This window comes from Pseudomonas sp. 4CAES_32.4, from assembly GCF_058136335.1.
The window spans coordinates 4,172,343-4,188,964 of record NZ_CM176882.1 but is presented as its reverse complement, the minus strand read 5'-3'; the positions used below and the strand labels follow the sequence as shown (position 1 = coordinate 4,188,964).

Below are 16,622 nucleotides of genomic sequence, written 5' to 3'. Positions count from 1 at the left end.
CGAATCCTTTTTTATAAGTCTTGTAGTGGCGCGCTGGCGCTGCGGGCGCCGAGCAGACCGGTGACGATGACATACGTTAGCGCGGCAGCGGCGATCCCTACCAGCGGCGCGACCCATGGCGAGCTGAACGCGGCGACGGTGCCAACGGCGTAGGCCCCGAGCCCCGGCCAGTTGAACGCCGGTAACCGTGCGTCGGCCAAGCGCGGATAGTGCCCGCGCCAGCGGTAGAAAAAGTCAGCCATGATCACCCCGCCAATCGGCGGAATCACCGTGCCGAGCAGAATCAGATACGGCACCAGCATGTCGTACATACCGAGCAGGGCGAGCAGGGTGCCGATCACTGCGCCGGCGAGGGTCACGGTCTTGCGCCGACCGGTGCGCAGCAGGTTGCAACCGGCGACGGCGAAGTTGTAGATGGTGTTGTCCTGGGTGCTCCAGATGTTCAGCAACAGCATGGCCATCGCGGCCATGGCGAAACCTTGCAACAGCAGCACTTCAACCACGTCCGGCTGTTGATAAACGATGGCGCCGTACGCGCCGATCAGCACCATCAGGCCGTTGCCGATGAAGAAACCGATCAGGCTGGCCAGCACCGCGACTTTTGCCGAGCGCGAAAAACGTGTCCAGTTGGTTGCCTGCGTGGCGCCACTGACGAAGGTGCCAAAGACCAGCGTGATCGCCGTCGACCAGTCCAGCGAACCGCTCGGGACGACGCTGAGCAAGCCTTCGAAGCCGCCGACTTTCACCGTGGCCACCCACATCGACAGCAACAGCAGCAACATCATCGCCGGCACCGCGATGTACGAGAGAATCTCCAGCCCGCGATAACCGACGTAAGCGGTGGCGCAGAACATCAGACCGAACAACACCATCAGGCCAAGCACCGTGCCTTCGTTCAAATCAAAGTATTTGCCGATCACCACCGCAGCGGTCGCCGTGCCCCAGGCGTACCAGCCGATCTGGGTGAAACCGAGGATCAGGTCGCTGAGCTTGCTGCCCACTTCACCGAAGCAGAAGCGGCCCATCAACACAGAATTGAGGCCGCTTTTGAAAGCGATGTAGCCCAGGCCCGCCGCGTAGAGGCCGAGCAGCAAGTTGCCGACGATGATCACCGCCATCATCTCGGCGAAACCGAACGCTACGCCAAGCTTGCCGCCGGCGAACATGGTCGCGGTGAAAAACGTGAAGCCCAGTAACACCATCGCCGTCGAGGCCAGGCCTTTGCGCGCGTGCATGGGGACTTCGCTGAGGGGGTAATCGTTGCCGGGAGCGTGCTGCGTCATGGGGCGGTCCTTGCTGGAAAGGGAGAGACGCGGGGAAGGGTTGCAGTGGTCGTGCCAAATGCCGGGTGGCGCGGGTTATGTATAGACGAGGCGCGTCGGACGGCGCGAAAACAGTGCACCCCAACACCCCGAAGCCCAATGTAGGGGCTGCCGAAGGCTTGGGCCGCGTTCGGACGATCTTTTGCTCGTTCCCACGCTCCGGGTGGGAATGCAGCCCGGGACGCTGCGCGTCCCACTCCAAAGCCGAACGCAGAGCGTGGGAACGATCAGTGTGAGGGGCATTTGGGGCTTGTCAGAGAAAGCGAATCAGGGCGGCGACGATGGCTGTCATCGGCCTGTCCTCTTGGCGGGTGGGAAGCCAAAAAGCATAGGCGTAAAAAAACAGCCGTGAAGGCTGTTCTCTATTTCCCGGACTAAACACCCATCCCCTGTGGGAGCCAGCTCTGCTGGCGATTGCGGTGGTTCAGTCAATAAAAGGATCGACTGACCGTCCGCCATCGCTAGCAGGGCTGGCTCCCACAGTGAGATTGGGGTGTCTGGGATTACTCGCCGCGATAGATGCAACCGCTGGTGCACGTTTCGTGAATACGGATCGCGCTCAGTTCCGGCAGCAATGGCTTCATTTCATTCCAGATGAATTTCGCCAGCACTTCGCTGGTCGGGTTTTCCAGGCCAGGAATGTCGTTCAGGTAGTTGTGATCCAGACGCTCGTACAGCGGCTTGAAGATCGCCTTGATTTCGGAGAAATCGCGAATCCAGCCGGTGTGCGGATCGAGGTCGCCACTCAGGTGAAGCGCCACTTTGAACGAGTGACCGTGCAGACGTCCGCACTTGTGGCCGTCCGGGACGTGCGGCAGGCGGTGGGCGGATTCGAAGGTAAACTCTTTGAAGATTTCCACGGTATTTTCAGCTCTGTTCAGATGACGTTCGCCGCAGCGATTCGGGCAGGCGGCGAGTTTACCAGCTTGTGTTTGGCCGTGCTGACTAAAGGGTCAGCAAGCGCTCGGCGAGGCGACCATTGGCAGTCAGTTCGAGGAACTCATCGCCCAGGCGGCGGCTCTCGTCCATCGCCGCGTGCCAGTATTTTTGCCGGCTCGGCGCATCGCCCATGAAGCGTTTGAAGTCGTTACGGTCGGGCAGTTTACCGTAGGGCAGGCGCGCCAGATATTCCTTCGACGGCGCGAGCAACAGCACGTCCTGCAAGCGCTCCACCGAGGCCTTGCGCCACGGTAAGGTCTTGTCAAACCAACCGGGAATCACCCGGTCGGTGAAGTGCGGATAGAGCACGATGCCGTCGCCGCTGTAGGGCAAGTCGAGGTGGTAGTCGAGCAAGCCACCATCGCGGAAGGTTCCGGCACCGGCGCCCGGCAGATCACGCACGCCTTCCATGACCATCGGGATCGAACCCGAGGCCAACAAGGCTTGGCGCAGATTGCCGGCGTTCAGCGCGACGAAGCGCGAGGGGAAATCGCTAAGCGCATTGACCGGTGGCGCCAGGCGCGGATCGTGGATGATCAGCCGTTCGAAGTGCCGCGACAGCCGTGCGCGACCGCGCAGGTTGTCGGCAATCACCGAGCCCAGCGCCAGCCCGAGGCGACCGCGATGATCATCGGCCAGCCGCCCCTGACTTTTCACCACCATGATGTTCAAGCGGTAGTGGGCATTGTCGAGGATGCTCGCGTCGCGGCCGTCGAGCAGGTCATTGAGCATGCGCTGCGAGCTCTGACTGATCTCGGCCATGGTCACGCCTTTGTTGAAGTTCTGCTCGGCGTACAGATGACCGAGACGGCGAATGCCTTCGGCGGCGTCCGGCAGGCAAGCGCTGGCGAAGCGCCAGGAACCCACCGAGGCGCCGATCAGCGAGCGCTCACGCGGCGCGCTGGGCAACCATTCGCCGAACAGCGCCAGATCCAGTCCTTGAATCCCCAACGCCTTTGGCCCACCGGCGGCGCCGGGCAGGGTGCCGACATCGGCAGCGTTCAAGCCCTGCGCGCGAATCCGCGCCATAGCACGCGGGCCGGCCTTGAGGGTGAGGGCGGGGAATTTGATGTGGATGGCGGTCATACCGGTCTCGATCGTTAGCAAGCGAACAATTATAAGCACATGTTACAGAATCCTGTAGGAGCTGCCGAAGGCTGCGATCTTTTGATCCTGTCTTTTAAAAACAAGATCAACAGATCGCAGCCTTCGGCAGCTCCTACGGGAAATATTCTGGGGAGGAGCAATGATGGCAATTCAGTTTCAGTTAAGTTCAAATCGCTAAGGTGCCCACCGTAAAGCTGCACATAAAAAATACGGAGACACCATGAAAACCCTGACTGCCCTGTCCATTGCCTCGATCCTCGGTTTCACTGCCAGCCTCGCCCACGCCCGCGATCTGGGCCCCGATGAAGCCCTGCGTCTGCGTGACGCTGGTACTATCGTCTCCTTCGAGAAGCTCAATGCCACCGCGCTGAGCAAACATCCGGGCTCGACGATCACCGATACCGAGCTGGAAGAGCAGTACGGCAAGTACATTTACCAGATCGAAATGCGTGACCCAGAGGGGCTGGAATGGGATCTGGAATTAGACGCGGTGACCGGGCAGGTTCTCAAGGATCATCAGGATACGTAATGAAGGTTAATGTTCGCGCCACCCGCCGCACGGCGTGGGTGCTGGTGTTGTTTTGCTCGACGGCGATGGCCCGCGACCTCGGTCCGGACGAAGCCCTCAATCTGCGCAAGCAGGGGGTGATCCTGCCGCTGGAGCAAGTGCTGCAGCAGGCGATGGATCGCTATCCCGGCGCGAAACTGCTGGAAGTCGAGCTGGAAGAAAAACATGACATCTATATTTATGAAGTCGAGTTGCTGACCGCCGAAGGCGTGGCTCGCGAGCTGCACCTGAAAGCCGCTACCGGCGAACTTGTGAAAGACAAGGAAGATTGATCGATGCGTTTGCTATTGGTGGAAGACCACGTACCGCTGGCCGACGAATTGCTCGCCGGTCTGCAGCGCCAAGGCTATGCGGTGGATTGGTTGGCGGACGGTCGCGATGCGCTGTATCAGGGCAGCAGTGAGCCGTATGACCTGATCATTCTCGACCTCGGCCTGCCCGGCGTTCCGGGGCTCGAGGTGTTGACGCAGTGGCGCGCTGGCGGTCTGGCGATTCCAGTGTTGATCCTGACCGCGCGCGATTCCTGGGCTGAACGCATTGAGGGATTGAAGGCCGGCGCCGACGATTACCTGACCAAACCGTTCCATCCCGAAGAGTTGTACTTGCGCATTCAGTCGCTGCTGCGTCGCTCCAAAGGCCAGGCCAATCAGCCGACGCTCAAGGCTGCCGGCCTGCATCTGGACGAGGGGCGCCAGTGCGTGGTGCGTGACGGCGCCGATATTCAACTGACCGCTGCCGAATTCCGCCTACTGCGCTATTTCATGCTCCACCCCGAACAGATCCTCTCCAAGAGTCACCTCGCCGAACACCTGTACGACGGTGAAACCGAGCGTGACTCCAACGTCCTCGAAGTGCACGTCAATCACCTGCGCCGCAAGCTCGGCAAAAGCGTCATCGAAACCCGTCGCGGCCAGGGCTACCTGTTCGGCGGGCAAGCTTCGTGAGGTCAATCCAGCGCCGCTTGAGCCTGGGTTTGATCAGCGTGATGGTCATCGTCGGCGTGGTGCTGGCGCAAACCAGTCTGTGGTTGTTCGAAGTGGGTTTGCAGCGCTACCTCGAAGCCGGCCTGCGCAACGACAGTGAAAGCCTGCTGGTGGCGCTGGTGCGCGGCCCGCAAGGTTTGCAACTGGACGAACGTCATCTTTCACCGGCCTACCAGCGGCCGTTTTCCGGGCACTATTTCCGCATCGATTTTGCCGACAGTCATTGGCGCTCGCGCTCGTTGTGGGATCAGGACCTGCCGCTGCTCGAACACGTCGGTCTGCACAGCAATCTGCAATTGGGCCCGGACGGGCAGCAACTGCTGGTGCTGCGCTCGGACTACCGGCGCTTGGGCCAGTCGATTTCGATCAGCGTTGCGCAGGATTACACGCCGGTGCGCGAGAGCTTTCAACGCATGCGCCAGATCGGCCTCGGCTTGGGCCTGGCGGCATTGTTGCTGATTCTGTTCTTGCAGCGGCTGACCGTGCGCCGCGCCTTGAAGCCTTTGGAAAGGGCGCGCGAGCAGATCGCGCAATTGCAGCAGGGCCAGCGCTCGCAACTCGATGATCAGGTGCCGGTGGAACTGGAGCCGCTGGTGGCGCAGATCAACCATTTGCTTGCGCACACCGAAGACAGCCTCAAGCGTTCGCGCAATGCCTTGGGCAATCTCGGCCATGCCTTGAAAACGCCGTTGGCGGTGCTGTTGAGCCTGGCATCGAGCGAGAAGCTGGATGCCCATCCCGAGTTGCGCAAGGTTCTCACCGAACAACTGGAACAGGTGCAGCAACGGCTAAACCGTGAGCTCAATCGAGCGCGGTTATCCGGGGATGCGCTGCCGGGGGCGTTGTTCGATTGCGATGCGGAACTACCGGGATTGCTGGCGACGTTGAACATGATTCATGGCGAGCATCTGGCGTTGAGTTACGTCGCACCGGCGGGATTGCAACTGCCGTGGGATCGTGAGGATTTGCTCGAATTGCTCGGCAATCTGTTGGATAACGCGTGCAAGTGGGCGGATGCCGAAGTGCGCTTGAGCGTGGTCGAGCGTACGGATGGCTTTGCCCTGAGCGTGGAAGATGATGGCCCGGGGATTCCTCAAGAGCAGCGCGCCCAGGTGTTTAGCCGCGGGACGCGGTTGGACGAGCAGACCCACGGGCATGGCCTGGGGCTGGGGATTGTCCGCGACATCGTCGACACCTGGGGCGGGTTGCTGGTGTTGGGCGAGAGCGAGTGGGGCGGGTTGAAGGTGGTAATCGAGTTGCCCAAACGCTGATCTTGAATACGCCACCCTCCCTAGTGGGAGCTAGCCCTGCTAGCGATAGCGGTCATTCAGTCACACGGAGGTTGAATGTGACGCCGTCATCGCTAGCAGGGCTAGCTCCCACAGGGGCGGTGGGCTTTAGACGCGGAACTGATCCATAAGGCTTTGCTGCTGATTCGCCTGCCCAAACGCTGATCTTGAATACGCCACCCTCCCTTGTGGGAGCTAGCCCTGCTAGCGATAGCGGTCATTCAGTCACACGGAGGTTGAATGTGACGCCGTCATCGCTAGCAGGGCTAGCTCCCACAGGGGATTTGCGGTGGGCTTTAGACGCGGAACTGATCCATAAGGCTTTGCTGTTGATTCGCCTGCCTAGACGCTGATCTTGAATACGCCACCCTCCCTTGTGGGAGCTAGCCCTGCTAGCGATAGCGGTCATTCAGTCACACGGAGGTTGAATGTGACGCCGTCATTGCAGTGGTCTAATTTCCCCGGACACCCCGATAGGTGGAAAATACATCTATCGAGGAGTTATTCATGACCAAAAAACGCAGAGCATTCGACGACAGCTTCAAGCTGCAAGTCGTGAAGATGATCAAGGATCAGGGGCTAACCGTTATGCAGGTTTGCCAAGATCTGAACATTGGTGAGACAGCCGTTCGACGCTGGGTTCAACAGTACGAGGCAGAGCAACTGGGGCAGGCCGGAATCGGCAAGCCATTGACGGCAGAGCAACAGCGCATCCGGCAATTGGAACAGGAAAATCGCCAGCTCAAGATGGATAACGACATCTTAAAAAAGGCTACGGCCTTCTTTGCCCGCGAGCTGAAGTAAGGTATCGACTGGTTCGGCAGCTGCAACAGAAGGCCTATTCAGTGACACATGTCTGTCGGTTACTGAGCATCAGTCGCTCGGGCTTCTATGAGTCGCAAAAGCGTGCTGATGCGCCCGTCCGGCAGAGTTGTCCTGTCGTTGTGCAACTCAAGGCGTCTTTTGCCGAGAGTGGTGGCTGCTACGGCAGCCGGCCCTTGCGCGACGCTTTGCGCGGCAAAGGCCTGTCTGTTGGACTGTATAAAATCCGCCGTTTGATGCGTGCCAATGGGCTACGTTCGGCTTGGAAGCGCAAGTTTGTGCACACGACCGATAGCAATCATGATCTGCCGATTGCCGAAAATGTACTGAGCCGAAAATTTGATCCGGCGGCGCCAAACAAGGCTTGGGTGGCAGACATCACCTACATCCGCACCCGCAGTGGCTGGCTGTATCTGGCCGTGGTGTTGGACTTGTTTTCACGCAAGATCGTGGGCTGGTCGATGGCTCCGAACATGCCGGCAGAGCTGGTGTGCACTGCGATGCAACTGGCCATCGCACAGCGCCAACCGCCGCCAGGCCTGATTGCCCACTCGGATCGTGGCAGCCAATACGCGAGTGCAACTTACAGAGATTTACTGGCAAGAAACGACATGCAGCAGAGCATGAGCCGTAAAGGTAATTGCTGGGACAATGCGGTGATGGAACGCTTCTTCCTGAGCTTGAAAATGGAGCGGGTATGGCGACGTGACTATGCCAATCATACCGAAGCGATCCGCGACATCACCGAGTACATCGTTGGGTATTACAACAACGAACGGCTTCACTCGAAACTGGGATATCTGCCACCGACCGTCTATGAGCGGGCGATGGCGTCAAAACCACCTATCGAGGTGTCCGGAATTAGTTGACCACTGCACATCGCTAGCAGGGCTATCTCCCACAAGGGGGTTTGCGGTGGGCTTTAGACGCGGAACTGATCCATAAGGCTTTGCTGCTGATTCGCCTGCCTAAACGCTGATCTTGAATACGCCACCCTCCCTTGTGGGAGCTAGCCCTGCTAGCGATAGCGGTCATTCAGTCACACGGAGGTTGAATGTGACGCCGTCATCGCTAGCAGGGCTAGCTCCCACAGGGGGGTTGCGGTGGGCTGTAGACGCGGAACTGATCCATAAGGCTTTGCTGTTGATTCGCCTGCCCAAACGCTGATCTTGAATACGCCACCCTCCCTTGTGGGAGCTAGCCCTGCTAGCGATAGCGGTCGTTCAGTCACACGGAGGTTGAATGTGACGCCGTCATCGCTAGCAGGGCTAGGTCCCACAGGGGGGACGGTGGGCTTTAGACGCGGAACTGATCCATCAAACTCTGCTGTTGATTGGCCAGGCTATTGAGCGACTGACTCACCCGCGCTGACTCATTCGCCTGCCCGGACAACGATTCGGTGACATCACGGATCGTCGCCACGTTGTTATTGATCTCCTCGGCTACCGCACTCTGTTCTTCTGCTGCGCTGGCGATCTGCAGGTTCATGTCGCTGATCACCGTTACCGCATCGCCGATCTGCCGCAGTGCGGTCACAGCCTGGCCCACCTGTTCAACGCTGCCTTGCGCCTGACGATGGCTGTTGCCCATCGAGCCGACCACATCCTGAGTACCGCTCTGCAATTGTTCGATGACTTGGCGCGTTTCTTCCACCGACTCCTGGGTGCGGCGGGCGAGGTTGCGTACTTCATCGGCGACTACGGCAAAACCACGGCCAGCCTCGCCGGCACGCGCTGCTTCGATCGCGGCGTTGAGCGCCAACAGGTTGGTCTGCTCGGCGATGGCGCGGATGGTTTCCAGCACGGCGCCGATCTTCTCGCTGTTGGCCGCAAGACCTTCGACTTGCACCATCGCCGCGCTCATGTCGGCGGCGAGGGTGTCGATGCTGGAGGTGGTGCGGTCGATCACGGTCAGGCCTTGGCGGGTAGCGCGATCGGCATCCTTGGCGGCTTCGGCAGCCTGGGCGGCGCTGCGCGCGACGTCTTGCGCGGTGGCGCTCATTTCGTGGGAGGCGGTGGCGACCTGATCGACCTGACGGTATTGCTGCTCCATGCCGGCGCTGGTCTGGGTGGCGATGGCCGAAGACTGGTCGGCGGTGTTGCGCGCGTCCTGCACCGAGCGTTTCACCTCGGCGATGATTGGCTGCAACTTGTCGAGGAAACGGTTGAACCAGCCGGCCAGTTGCCCGAGTTCGTCCTTCTTGTCGTAAGCCAGACGGCGAGTCAGATCGCCTTCGCCGCTGGCGATGTCTTCAAGCATATGGGCCACGCCGAGGATCGGTTTGGTCACGCTGCGTGCCATCAGCCACACCAGCAACAGGCCGATTAGCGCAGCCAGTACGCCGAGGCTCAACTCGATCAACGTGCCTGAGTTATTGCTGGCGTCCAGTTGTTGCTTGAGCGCTTCGGCACGGCTGACCAGAACTTTTTCCGGTACATCGAGCAACACGCCCCATGACGGGCCGCCCGGAATCGGCGGGAACGGCGACAGCACTTTCAACTGGCCGTTGCTGTGCAGGCTGCTGACGCTGGTGCTGGAGGCGAGTTTGCTCAGCAGTTCGGCGCCGCTGGTTTTATCCACGGTATCCAGACGCTGACTGAGTTTGCCGGCGTCCGGGCTGTAACCGGCAAGCAGGCCGGCGGGGCTGATGATGCTCACGGCGGTCTGGCCTTCATAGAGCTTTTTGCTCGCGCCCTGGCTGATCGCTTGCAGGCTGTTGAGGTTGATATCCACCGACAGCGAAGCGATGACTTTGCCGTCAACCATCAGCGGGAAGACGATGCTGGTCATCAGCACGTTGTGGCCGTCGATGACATAGAAGTACGGTTCGATCACGCACGGCTTGCGCGTGGCGCGCGGGCAGGTGAACCAAGCGTTGGCCGCCTGACCGCTGGGGCCGGTGCTGGTGTCGGCCATGTCGCTTTCCGGCAGGGCCATCGAGGTGACTTTGCCCGGTGTCGGTTGCGACCAGTACAGGGCGAAACGGCCCTTGTCGTTGCTGCCGAGCTCCGCTTGGCCGGCAAACAGTTCGTCCTTGCCGTCCAGCGCGTTGGCTTCGAACACCAGCGACAGGCCGAGCAGATCCGGGTTGGCTTGCAGCGCCGATTTGACTTGGCGGGTCATGTCTTCGCGCAGGTCGAATGCATCGAGGAAACGCTTCTCGGCCTGTTCGCGCAGGAACAGCACCTGCCGCGAGAAACCGTGGCCGTACTGATAGGCGTCCATGAACTGCTGGCGAATGCCGGCGGCTTGCACTTCACCCTGGGATTCGATGCGCGCCTGAGCGGATTCGGTGAGCATTTCCATACTGGACGCTTTCACCAGTTCAGAACTGTGCTCCATGCGGTACAGCGATAGACCGACCAACAGGGTCACGATACCGGCCAGGCAGAGCCCGGCGAGCAAGGTGATTTTCCATTGGATGGAAAGTTGTCTGAGCGACATGGAGACGTCCTTATTCGATAAATATCTGAGACTTTGCACTGTAACGGCCCAAGAGCAGCTTTCTTGAGCTTCGAGCCGCAAGCTGCAAGCGAAAAAACGCAAAAGCTCGTGATCGTTCCCACGCTCTGCGTGGGAATGCCTCAATGGACGCTCCGCGTCACAAAGCGGACGCAGAGCGTCCATTGAGGCATTCCCACGCAGAGCGTGGGGACGATCAATCACACCGTAGCTTTGACACTGCGGCCACTCTGCGGCACAGTGCGCGCCCTTCTAATAAGACCCTCTTTGCAAATCCGCCGGTTAAGCTTTGGCGGACTCATTCTGTCTGGCGGTCGGTTTCCACCGCAGTGTTTTTCGAGGTAGTGAAATGAATGCAGTCATAGCGGCGGTTGGCGTCATGCTGGTGCTCAGCCTGTCCCGCGTGCACGTCGTGATCGCTTTGATCGTCGGCGCGCTGGTCGGCGGTCTGACCGGTGGTCTGGGCATCGACGCCACGCTCAAGGCCTTCAACAGTGGCTTGGGCGGTGGCGCGACGGTGGCGTTGTCCTACGCGTTGCTCGGCGCGTTCGCCGTGGCAATTGCCAAGTCCGGCCTGGCCCATGCCCTGGCCGACAAGGCGCTGGCGATGGTCGACCGTCAACACGCGACCGGCGGCAACAGCGTCAAATGGCTGCTGATCGGCCTGCTGTGGGTCGTGGCGATTGCCTCGCAGAACATCCTGCCGATCCACATTGCGTTCATTCCGCTGCTGGTGCCGCCGCTTCTCTATGTACTGACCAAGCTGCAACTCGACCGCCGCCTGATCGCCTGCGTGATGACGTTCGGCCTGATCACGCCGTACATGTTCCTCCCGGTAGGCTTCGGTAACATTTTTCTCAACGAAATTCTGTTGGCGAATGTGGCGCGCAGTGGCGTCGACATCAGCGGCATCAATGTCACCCACGCCATGGGCATTCCGGCGCTGGGCATGGTCTTCGGACTGGCAATGGCATTTGTCAGCTACCGCAAGAAGCGCGTGTACGACTTGGCGAAAATCGAGCAGGTCGAGCAAGTGGCGGTGCAGTACAACCCGTTGAGCCTGATGATTGCCCTCGTGGCGATTGCCGCAGCATTCATCGTGCAACTGCTGCTGGATTCGATGATTATCGGGGCGTTGGTGGGTTTCCTGATCTTCTCGGTATCCGGCATCGTCAAGTGGCGCGAGACCGATGACCTGTTCACCGAAGGCATGAAAATGATGGCGATGATCGGCTTCATCATGATCGCCGCCTCCGGTTTCGCTGAAGTGATGAAGGCCACCGGTGAAGTGCAGACCCTCGTCGAATCGTCGGCGTCGTGGATCAATCACAGCAAGGCCGTTGGCGCACTGTTGATGTTGCTGGTCGGTTTGCTGGTGACCATGGGCATCGGTTCGTCGTTCTCCACCGTGCCGATTCTGGCGGCGATTTTTGTGCCGCTGTGCGTGCAACTGGGGTTCAGCCCGATTGCCATCGTGTGCATCGTTGGCACCGCTGGCGCTTTAGGCGACGCCGGTTCGCCGGCCTCGGATTCGACCCTCGGCCCGACCTCCGGCCTGAACATCGACGGCCAGCATCACCACATCTGGGACACCGTGGTGCCGACCTTCCTTCACTACAACCTGCCGCTGCTGGCATTCGGCTGGGTGGCCGCGATGGTTCTCTGAACCCCATCGATCCTCTGTGGGCGCTAGCCCTGCTAGCGATAGCGTCAGTCCAGTCAGCCCATCGGGTGACTGAAACACCGCCATCGCCAGCAGGGCTGGCTCCCACAGGGGAATGGGGGTGAACCCGAGCCTCAACTTTTGCTTTTGCGTGCCGTTAAAGCCTTTAACCACGCCAATAAAATCAAAAGAGTGAGCCCCTACAATGCGCCTGAGCCTCAAGGCTAAAGTCCTGTCCCTCGCCGTTCTTCCGGTGTTGCTCTTTGCGCTGGTCATCAGTCTGACCACGCTGTTCATCCTCCAGGAACAAGCGCACAAAGAGGTCGAACAGACCCGCGAGCGCCTGCTCAGCGACGCCAAAGCCACCCTGCAAAGTTACGTCGCGGTGGCCATGACCACGATCAAACCGCTGTACGACGCTGCCGCCCCGGGTGACAACGAGGCACGCGCGCAGGCGATCAAATTGCTCTCCGGCATTCGCTACGGCAAGGACGGCTACTTCTTCGGCTACGACTCTGAGACCGTGCGCCTGTTCAAGGCCAACGATCCGGACGGCGTGGGCAAAAGTTTCAAGGACAACCGCGACCCCAACGGCGTCTACGTCAACCAGGGGCTGGTGAAAGTCGCGAAGGACGGCACCCACTATCTGCAATACAGCTCGCCGCTGCCGGGTAACGCGCAGGTGCTGGTGCCGAAACTCGGTTACACCGAATACCTGGCGAAGTGGGACATGGCGGTCGGCACCTCGGTCAACCTCGACGGCATCGAAGCGCAAGTGGCGTTGGTCGAAGCGCAGGTGCAGGAGCGCATGCAAGGTGTGGTGCTGAGCATCGTCGGCGTGGCGGTGGTGGTGCTGTTGGTGATCGCGGCGGCGGGGATGCTGCTGGCCAATACCATTCTGCGTCCGCTGACCCTGATGAAAGCCAACCTCGACGACATCGCCGCAGGTGAGGGCGATCTGACCCGCCGCCTGAACATCACCAGCCAGGACGAACTCGGCGAACTGGCCGGCTCGTTTAACCGTTTCGTCGACAAGATCCACGGCCTGGTGCGGCAGATCACCGAGATGACCACGCAACTCACCGGGCTGGTGACGCAGGTTTCAGATCAGGCGCAGCGCTCGGATCAAGCGATGGAGCGTCAGCGCCACGAGACCGATCAGGTCGCCACGGCGATCAATGAAATGTCCGCCGCCGCGCAGGAAGTCGCCAAGAGCGCACAGAACGCCGCCGTCGCCGCCCAGCAGACCGATGAAGAAGGCCAGAGCGCCAAGCGTGTGGTGGCCGGCAGCATCAAACAGATTCATGCGCTGGTCGATGACATCCGCAGCAGTGGTGTATCGCTCGACAGTCTGCAGCAGGACGTGAGTTCGATTGTCGGCGTGCTCGCGGTGATTCGTTCGATTGCCGAGCAGACCAACCTGCTGGCGCTGAACGCCGCAATCGAAGCAGCGCGCGCCGGAGAAGCCGGGCGTGGATTTGCGGTGGTCGCGGACGAGGTGCGGGCGTTGGCCAGTCGCACACAGATCAGCACCCAGGAAATTCAAGGCATGATCGATCGGTTGCAGGCGGGCACGCAGCAAGCGGTCGAGGCGATGCGCCGCTCCAGCGAGGCCGGTGACGGCACTTCGCAGCAGGCCAATCAGGCCGGCGCTTCGCTGGATGCGATGGCCTCGTTGATTGCGACGATCAACTCGATGAACGCGCAGATCGCCAGCGCGGCGGAAGAGCAGACGGCGGTGGCCGAAGAGATCAACCGCAGCGTGCATCAGATTGCGGTGGCGGTGGATAACGTCGCCGATGAAACGCAGTTGGGCGCGCAGACCTCGCGGAGTCTGGCTGAGCTAGGTCAGCGCTTGGGCAAACTTGTGGGCCAGTTCCGCATCTGAGGCGCTGTTCAAATCCACATAAATCTTTGTGGGAGCTGGCTTGCCAGCGATGGCGTCCGGTCAGTCGACATCAATGTCGGACGTTCCGGCCTCATCGCTGGCAAGCCAGCTCCCACAGGGAATGTGGTGTTTGATCTACTTCGGTCTGTCCCAATAGGGCACTTCGCCGAAGCATTCGATGAAGAAATCAATCACCGTTCGCACCTTCACGGACAGCCTGCGACTCCCCGGCCACAGCACTGCAATCTGCTGCGGCTCCAGACTGTTCGACACCTGATAGTCCCCCAGCACCGGCACCAGCGTGCCTTCACGCACCGCTTCACCAATCAACCACGATGGAAACATCACCAGCCCCAAACCCTGTTCGGCGGCCTGGGTGAGGGTGTCGGCGTGGTTGCCGGTGATCGGGCCTTTCACCGAATACGGCGTCCAGTCCTCGCCTTCGCGACGGAAAAACCAGCGCTGCAGACCGGCCGCGCCTTTGTAGGCCAGGCACTGGTGCTGGGCGAGGTCGTCGGGATGTTGCGGTGTGCCGTGGCGCTTGAGATACGCCGGGCTGGCGGCGACCTGAAAGCGGTGCGGCGCCAGAATCCGCGCCTGCATGCTTGAGTCGTGCAGCGCGCCGATGCGAAACAGCAAGTCCGCGCCTTCCTGCAACGGGTCGACGTAGTGATCAGTCTGCTGGATATCCAGTTGCAGTTTCGGATAGCGCGCGCACAACTGGCCAAGCCATGGGGTCAGGTGGCGTTGGCCGAATACCACGGGGGCGTTGATGCGCACCAGGCCTGTGGGTTCGCTTTGCTGTTCCTGCAACGCCTGTTCGGCTTCCTCCAATTGCACCAGCACCAGCCGCGCATGATGGCCGAGCATGCGCCCAGCCTCGGTCGGCGTGACGGCGCGGGTGTGGCGGTAGAGCAATTGCTGATTGAGCGCCTGTTCCATCAACTGAATCTGCCGCGAGATCGACGAGGGCGCCACGCCTTCGCGGCGTGCGACTTCGGAAAAACTGCCGTGGTCGAGTACGGCGACAAACAGTCGTAGTGCCTTGAATCCGAGTTCGTTGAGCCCGTGCATGGTTTGTCCTGCTGTGCGTGTTGCGCAAAGGTGTTGTCCGGATCCTCTCATTTATCGCACAGCGACACCAGCCGATAATCCACGCCATCGTTAATCTGTGGAAGTTGGTTATGCAAACGTTGGATGAAGTGGCTGTTGAAGCGCCGGTGGCGAGGTCATGGTTGCGCTTGTTGCTGCTGCCGCTGGTGATCCTGGCGGGCATGGGCTTGTCGGTGGAGGCGGGGTTGCTCGGGCCGTTGGGTGTGCAGGTCGGGCACCTGTGGGCGACCCTGAGCATTTTTGGCGTGGGCTCGGCGATTCTGTTTTTGCTGCTTCTATTCGCCGGCCCGCAGAAAGGCCCGGCGCTGAATACGTTGCCGCGCTGGCAGTTGATCGGCGGCCTTCTCGGGCCGATCTACGTGGTGGTACTGACGCTGGCCACGCCGCACATCGGCATTGCCATGACGATGATCGCGATCCTCTCCGGGCAGGTCGGCAAGAGTGTGCTGATCGACCATTTCGGCTGGTTCGGCGCGGCGCGCAAGAAGGTCAACGCTGAGCGCTGGCTGGCGTTGGGGTTGATTGTGGCGGCACTTGTTCTGATTGCTCGGGGTTGATGATGAGTCTGATTATTTTGTTGGCCGTGGTCGTCGCGGCAGGTGCGGTTTTGAGTGTTCAAGCGGCGATCAATGGGCGTTTGGGTGAATCCGTTGGGGTGTTGCGCAGCAGTCTGCTGACGTTTGCCGTTGGGGCGGTGGTGACCGGGTTGTTGATTTTGTTTTTCGAGCCGGCGCATTCGGTGGGGTTGCTTGATGTGCCGAAGTGGCAGCTGAGCGGGGCGCTGTTTGGGGTGGTGTACATGATTGTCATGGTCGGCGCGGTGCCGCGGGTTGGTACGGCGGTGGCGACGGTGGCGGTGATTGTCGGGCAGTTGGGGATGGGGATGTTGATCGATAATTTCGGTTGGCTCGGCAACCCGGCGATTGAGCTTTCTGGGTCGCGGATTCTGGCGATGGTTTGTTTGGCGTTGGCTTTGGTGTTTATGTATCGGAGTTCGCGTCAGGCAGGGTGATTTGATTTGATTTGATTTGATTTTGAGTACATATCCGTTGCTGCGGTAACGGCGGCTTAGGGTTTCGCCCTTACGGCGAGGCACTTTTTCCAGACGCCCGGAATGCCGGCCCAGAAAAAAGTACCCAAAAAGGCTTGCTCCTACGTTCGGCCCGCTCGCTGGGGCTCGGGGTTCCTTCGCTGCGGGATCGATCCGGGGGCAGCGCCTCCGGTTTGCTTCGCTGCACCTCCTCTCGCTGTGTTTGGCTGCGCCAAACGGTCGCTGCGCTCCCACCCCCGGATCAATCCCTCCACTCAGCCTTCCGACGTCGCCTTACAGATCAAAAGCGGTACTCGAGCTAACGCTCATTGTTTTGAGTGGTGAGAAGCCGAAGCGATACGAGTATCTGAATTTGAATTCAATACTTGTGGGAGCTGGCTTGCCAGCGATGGCGGCCTGACAGCCGACCAATCTC

The 16,622-nt window shown here is 60.3% G+C and carries 13 protein-coding genes and 3 pseudogenes; 10 read left to right on the top strand and 6 right to left on the bottom strand.

All coding sequences use genetic code 11. From position 1 onward, the window contains the following. Positions 1-11 precede the first annotated feature (11 nt). The 3 genes from codB to AC3Y64_RS18780 form a co-directional block, all read right to left on the bottom strand. Positions 12-1,283, bottom strand: a complete 1,272-nt coding sequence (gene codB / locus AC3Y64_RS18790) for a cytosine permease (protein ID WP_489984833.1) — start codon at positions 1,281-1,283, stop codon at positions 12-14. A gap of 542 nt (positions 1,284-1,825) precedes the next feature. After that, positions 1,826-2,182, bottom strand: a complete 357-nt coding sequence (gene queD, locus AC3Y64_RS18785) for a 6-carboxytetrahydropterin synthase QueD (protein WP_007915588.1) — start codon at positions 2,180-2,182, stop codon at positions 1,826-1,828. Between the two features lie 85 nt (positions 2,183-2,267). Then, entirely contained in the window at positions 2,268-3,347 is a 1,080-nt protein-coding gene (locus AC3Y64_RS18780; RefSeq protein WP_489984832.1) for a patatin-like phospholipase family protein, read from the bottom strand. Between the two features lie 241 nt (positions 3,348-3,588). Here AC3Y64_RS18780 and AC3Y64_RS18775 point away from each other — a divergent pair, with 241 nt between their 5' ends. From AC3Y64_RS18775 to AC3Y64_RS18755, 5 genes are all read left to right on the top strand, one after another. After that, positions 3,589-3,897, top strand: coding sequence for a PepSY domain-containing protein (locus AC3Y64_RS18775; protein WP_489984831.1), 309 nt, complete (start codon positions 3,589-3,591; stop codon positions 3,895-3,897). After that, positions 3,897-4,208: a PepSY domain-containing protein gene (locus AC3Y64_RS18770; protein ID WP_064389847.1), complete on the top strand. Its 312-nt coding sequence runs from the start codon at positions 3,897-3,899 to the stop codon at positions 4,206-4,208. Before AC3Y64_RS18775 ends, AC3Y64_RS18770 begins: the two co-directional genes overlap by 1 nt. 3 nt (positions 4,209-4,211) lie before the next feature. Continuing rightward, the gene (locus AC3Y64_RS18765) at positions 4,212-4,880 is read left to right on the top strand and encodes a response regulator transcription factor (protein WP_158955165.1); all 669 of its coding nucleotides are present in this window, start codon (positions 4,212-4,214) and stop codon (positions 4,878-4,880) included. Beyond that, the gene (locus AC3Y64_RS18760) at positions 4,877-6,190 is read left to right on the top strand and encodes a sensor histidine kinase (RefSeq protein ID WP_489984830.1); all 1,314 of its coding nucleotides are present in this window, start codon (positions 4,877-4,879) and stop codon (positions 6,188-6,190) included. Before AC3Y64_RS18765 ends, AC3Y64_RS18760 begins: the two co-directional genes overlap by 4 nt. 525 nt (positions 6,191-6,715) lie before the next feature. Then, positions 6,716-7,899, top strand: a protein-coding gene (locus AC3Y64_RS18755; RefSeq protein ID WP_489984471.1) for an IS3 family transposase whose coding sequence is annotated in 2 segments (ribosomal slippage) — positions 6,716-6,980 and positions 6,980-7,899 — 1,185 coding nt in all. Because the reading frame shifts where the segments join, the coding sequence is not laid out codon by codon here. Between the two features lie 427 nt (positions 7,900-8,326). Here the strand turns inward: AC3Y64_RS18755 and AC3Y64_RS18750 are convergent. Continuing rightward, positions 8,327-8,920, bottom strand: a pseudogene (locus tag AC3Y64_RS18750) (methyl-accepting chemotaxis protein); the annotation flags it as partial. 264 nt (positions 8,921-9,184) lie between these two features. Next, positions 9,185-10,153: pseudogene (locus tag AC3Y64_RS18745) on the bottom strand (PDC sensor domain-containing protein); the annotation flags it as partial. 688 nt (positions 10,154-10,841) lie between these two features. Between AC3Y64_RS18745 and AC3Y64_RS18740 the strand changes: the two are divergent. The 3 genes and pseudogenes from AC3Y64_RS18740 (at position 10,842) to AC3Y64_RS18730 (ending at position 14,043) form a co-directional block, all read left to right on the top strand. After that, entirely contained in the window at positions 10,842-12,158 is a 1,317-nt protein-coding gene (locus tag AC3Y64_RS18740; RefSeq protein WP_489984829.1) for a Na+/H+ antiporter family protein, read from the top strand. Positions 12,159-12,360: 202 nt separating this feature from the next. Next, a pseudogene (locus AC3Y64_RS18735) lies at positions 12,361-13,137 on the top strand (cache domain-containing protein); the annotation flags it as partial. An 84-nt stretch (positions 13,138-13,221) separates the two neighbouring features. Further along, positions 13,222-14,043 (top strand): methyl-accepting chemotaxis protein, encoded by an 822-nt coding sequence (locus AC3Y64_RS18730; protein ID WP_489987998.1) that lies wholly within the window; start codon positions 13,222-13,224, stop codon positions 14,041-14,043. A gap of 135 nt (positions 14,044-14,178) precedes the next feature. Here the strand turns inward: AC3Y64_RS18730 and AC3Y64_RS18725 are convergent, their stop codons facing one another. Further along, the gene (locus tag AC3Y64_RS18725) at positions 14,179-15,117 is read right to left on the bottom strand and encodes a LysR family transcriptional regulator (RefSeq protein ID WP_489984828.1); all 939 of its coding nucleotides are present in this window, start codon (positions 15,115-15,117) and stop codon (positions 14,179-14,181) included. Positions 15,118-15,227: 110 nt separating this feature from the next. Here AC3Y64_RS18725 and AC3Y64_RS18720 point away from each other — a divergent pair, with 110 nt between their 5' ends. Next, positions 15,228-15,713 (top strand): DMT family transporter, encoded by a 486-nt coding sequence (locus AC3Y64_RS18720; protein ID WP_489984827.1) that lies wholly within the window; start codon positions 15,228-15,230, stop codon positions 15,711-15,713. Further along, the gene (locus AC3Y64_RS18715; protein WP_489984826.1) at positions 15,713-16,168 is read left to right on the top strand and encodes a DMT family transporter; all 456 of its coding nucleotides are present in this window, start codon (positions 15,713-15,715) and stop codon (positions 16,166-16,168) included. The genes AC3Y64_RS18720 and AC3Y64_RS18715 overlap by 1 nt, the downstream gene beginning before the upstream one ends. Positions 16,169-16,622 lie beyond the last annotated feature (454 nt).

What these genes read in the sequence shown, in the direction of transcription:
- AC3Y64_RS18720 (WP_489984827.1), top strand. Translation starts at nt 15,228, where the DNA reads ATGCAAACGTTGGATGAAGTGGCTGTTGAAGCGCCGGTGGCGAGGTCA.
- AC3Y64_RS18740 (WP_489984829.1), top strand. Translation starts at nt 10,842, where the DNA reads ATGAATGCAGTCATAGCGGCGGTTGGCGTCATGCTGGTGCTCAGCCTG.
- AC3Y64_RS18715 (WP_489984826.1), top strand. Translation starts at nt 15,713, where the DNA reads ATGATGAGTCTGATTATTTTGTTGGCCGTGGTCGTCGCGGCAGGTGCG.
- AC3Y64_RS18765 (WP_158955165.1), top strand. Translation starts at nt 4,212, where the DNA reads ATGCGTTTGCTATTGGTGGAAGACCACGTACCGCTGGCCGACGAATTG.
- codB (WP_489984833.1), bottom strand. Translation starts at nt 1,283, where the DNA reads ATGACGCAGCACGCTCCCGGCAACGATTACCCCCTCAGCGAAGTCCCC.
- AC3Y64_RS18770 (WP_064389847.1), top strand. Translation starts at nt 3,897, where the DNA reads ATGAAGGTTAATGTTCGCGCCACCCGCCGCACGGCGTGGGTGCTGGTG.
- AC3Y64_RS18725 (WP_489984828.1), bottom strand. Translation starts at nt 15,117, where the DNA reads ATGCACGGGCTCAACGAACTCGGATTCAAGGCACTACGACTGTTTGTC.
- AC3Y64_RS18780 (WP_489984832.1), bottom strand. Translation starts at nt 3,347, where the DNA reads ATGACCGCCATCCACATCAAATTCCCCGCCCTCACCCTCAAGGCCGGC.
- AC3Y64_RS18730 (WP_489987998.1), top strand. Translation starts at nt 13,222, where the DNA reads ATGACCACGCAACTCACCGGGCTGGTGACGCAGGTTTCAGATCAGGCG.
- AC3Y64_RS18775 (WP_489984831.1), top strand. Translation starts at nt 3,589, where the DNA reads ATGAAAACCCTGACTGCCCTGTCCATTGCCTCGATCCTCGGTTTCACT.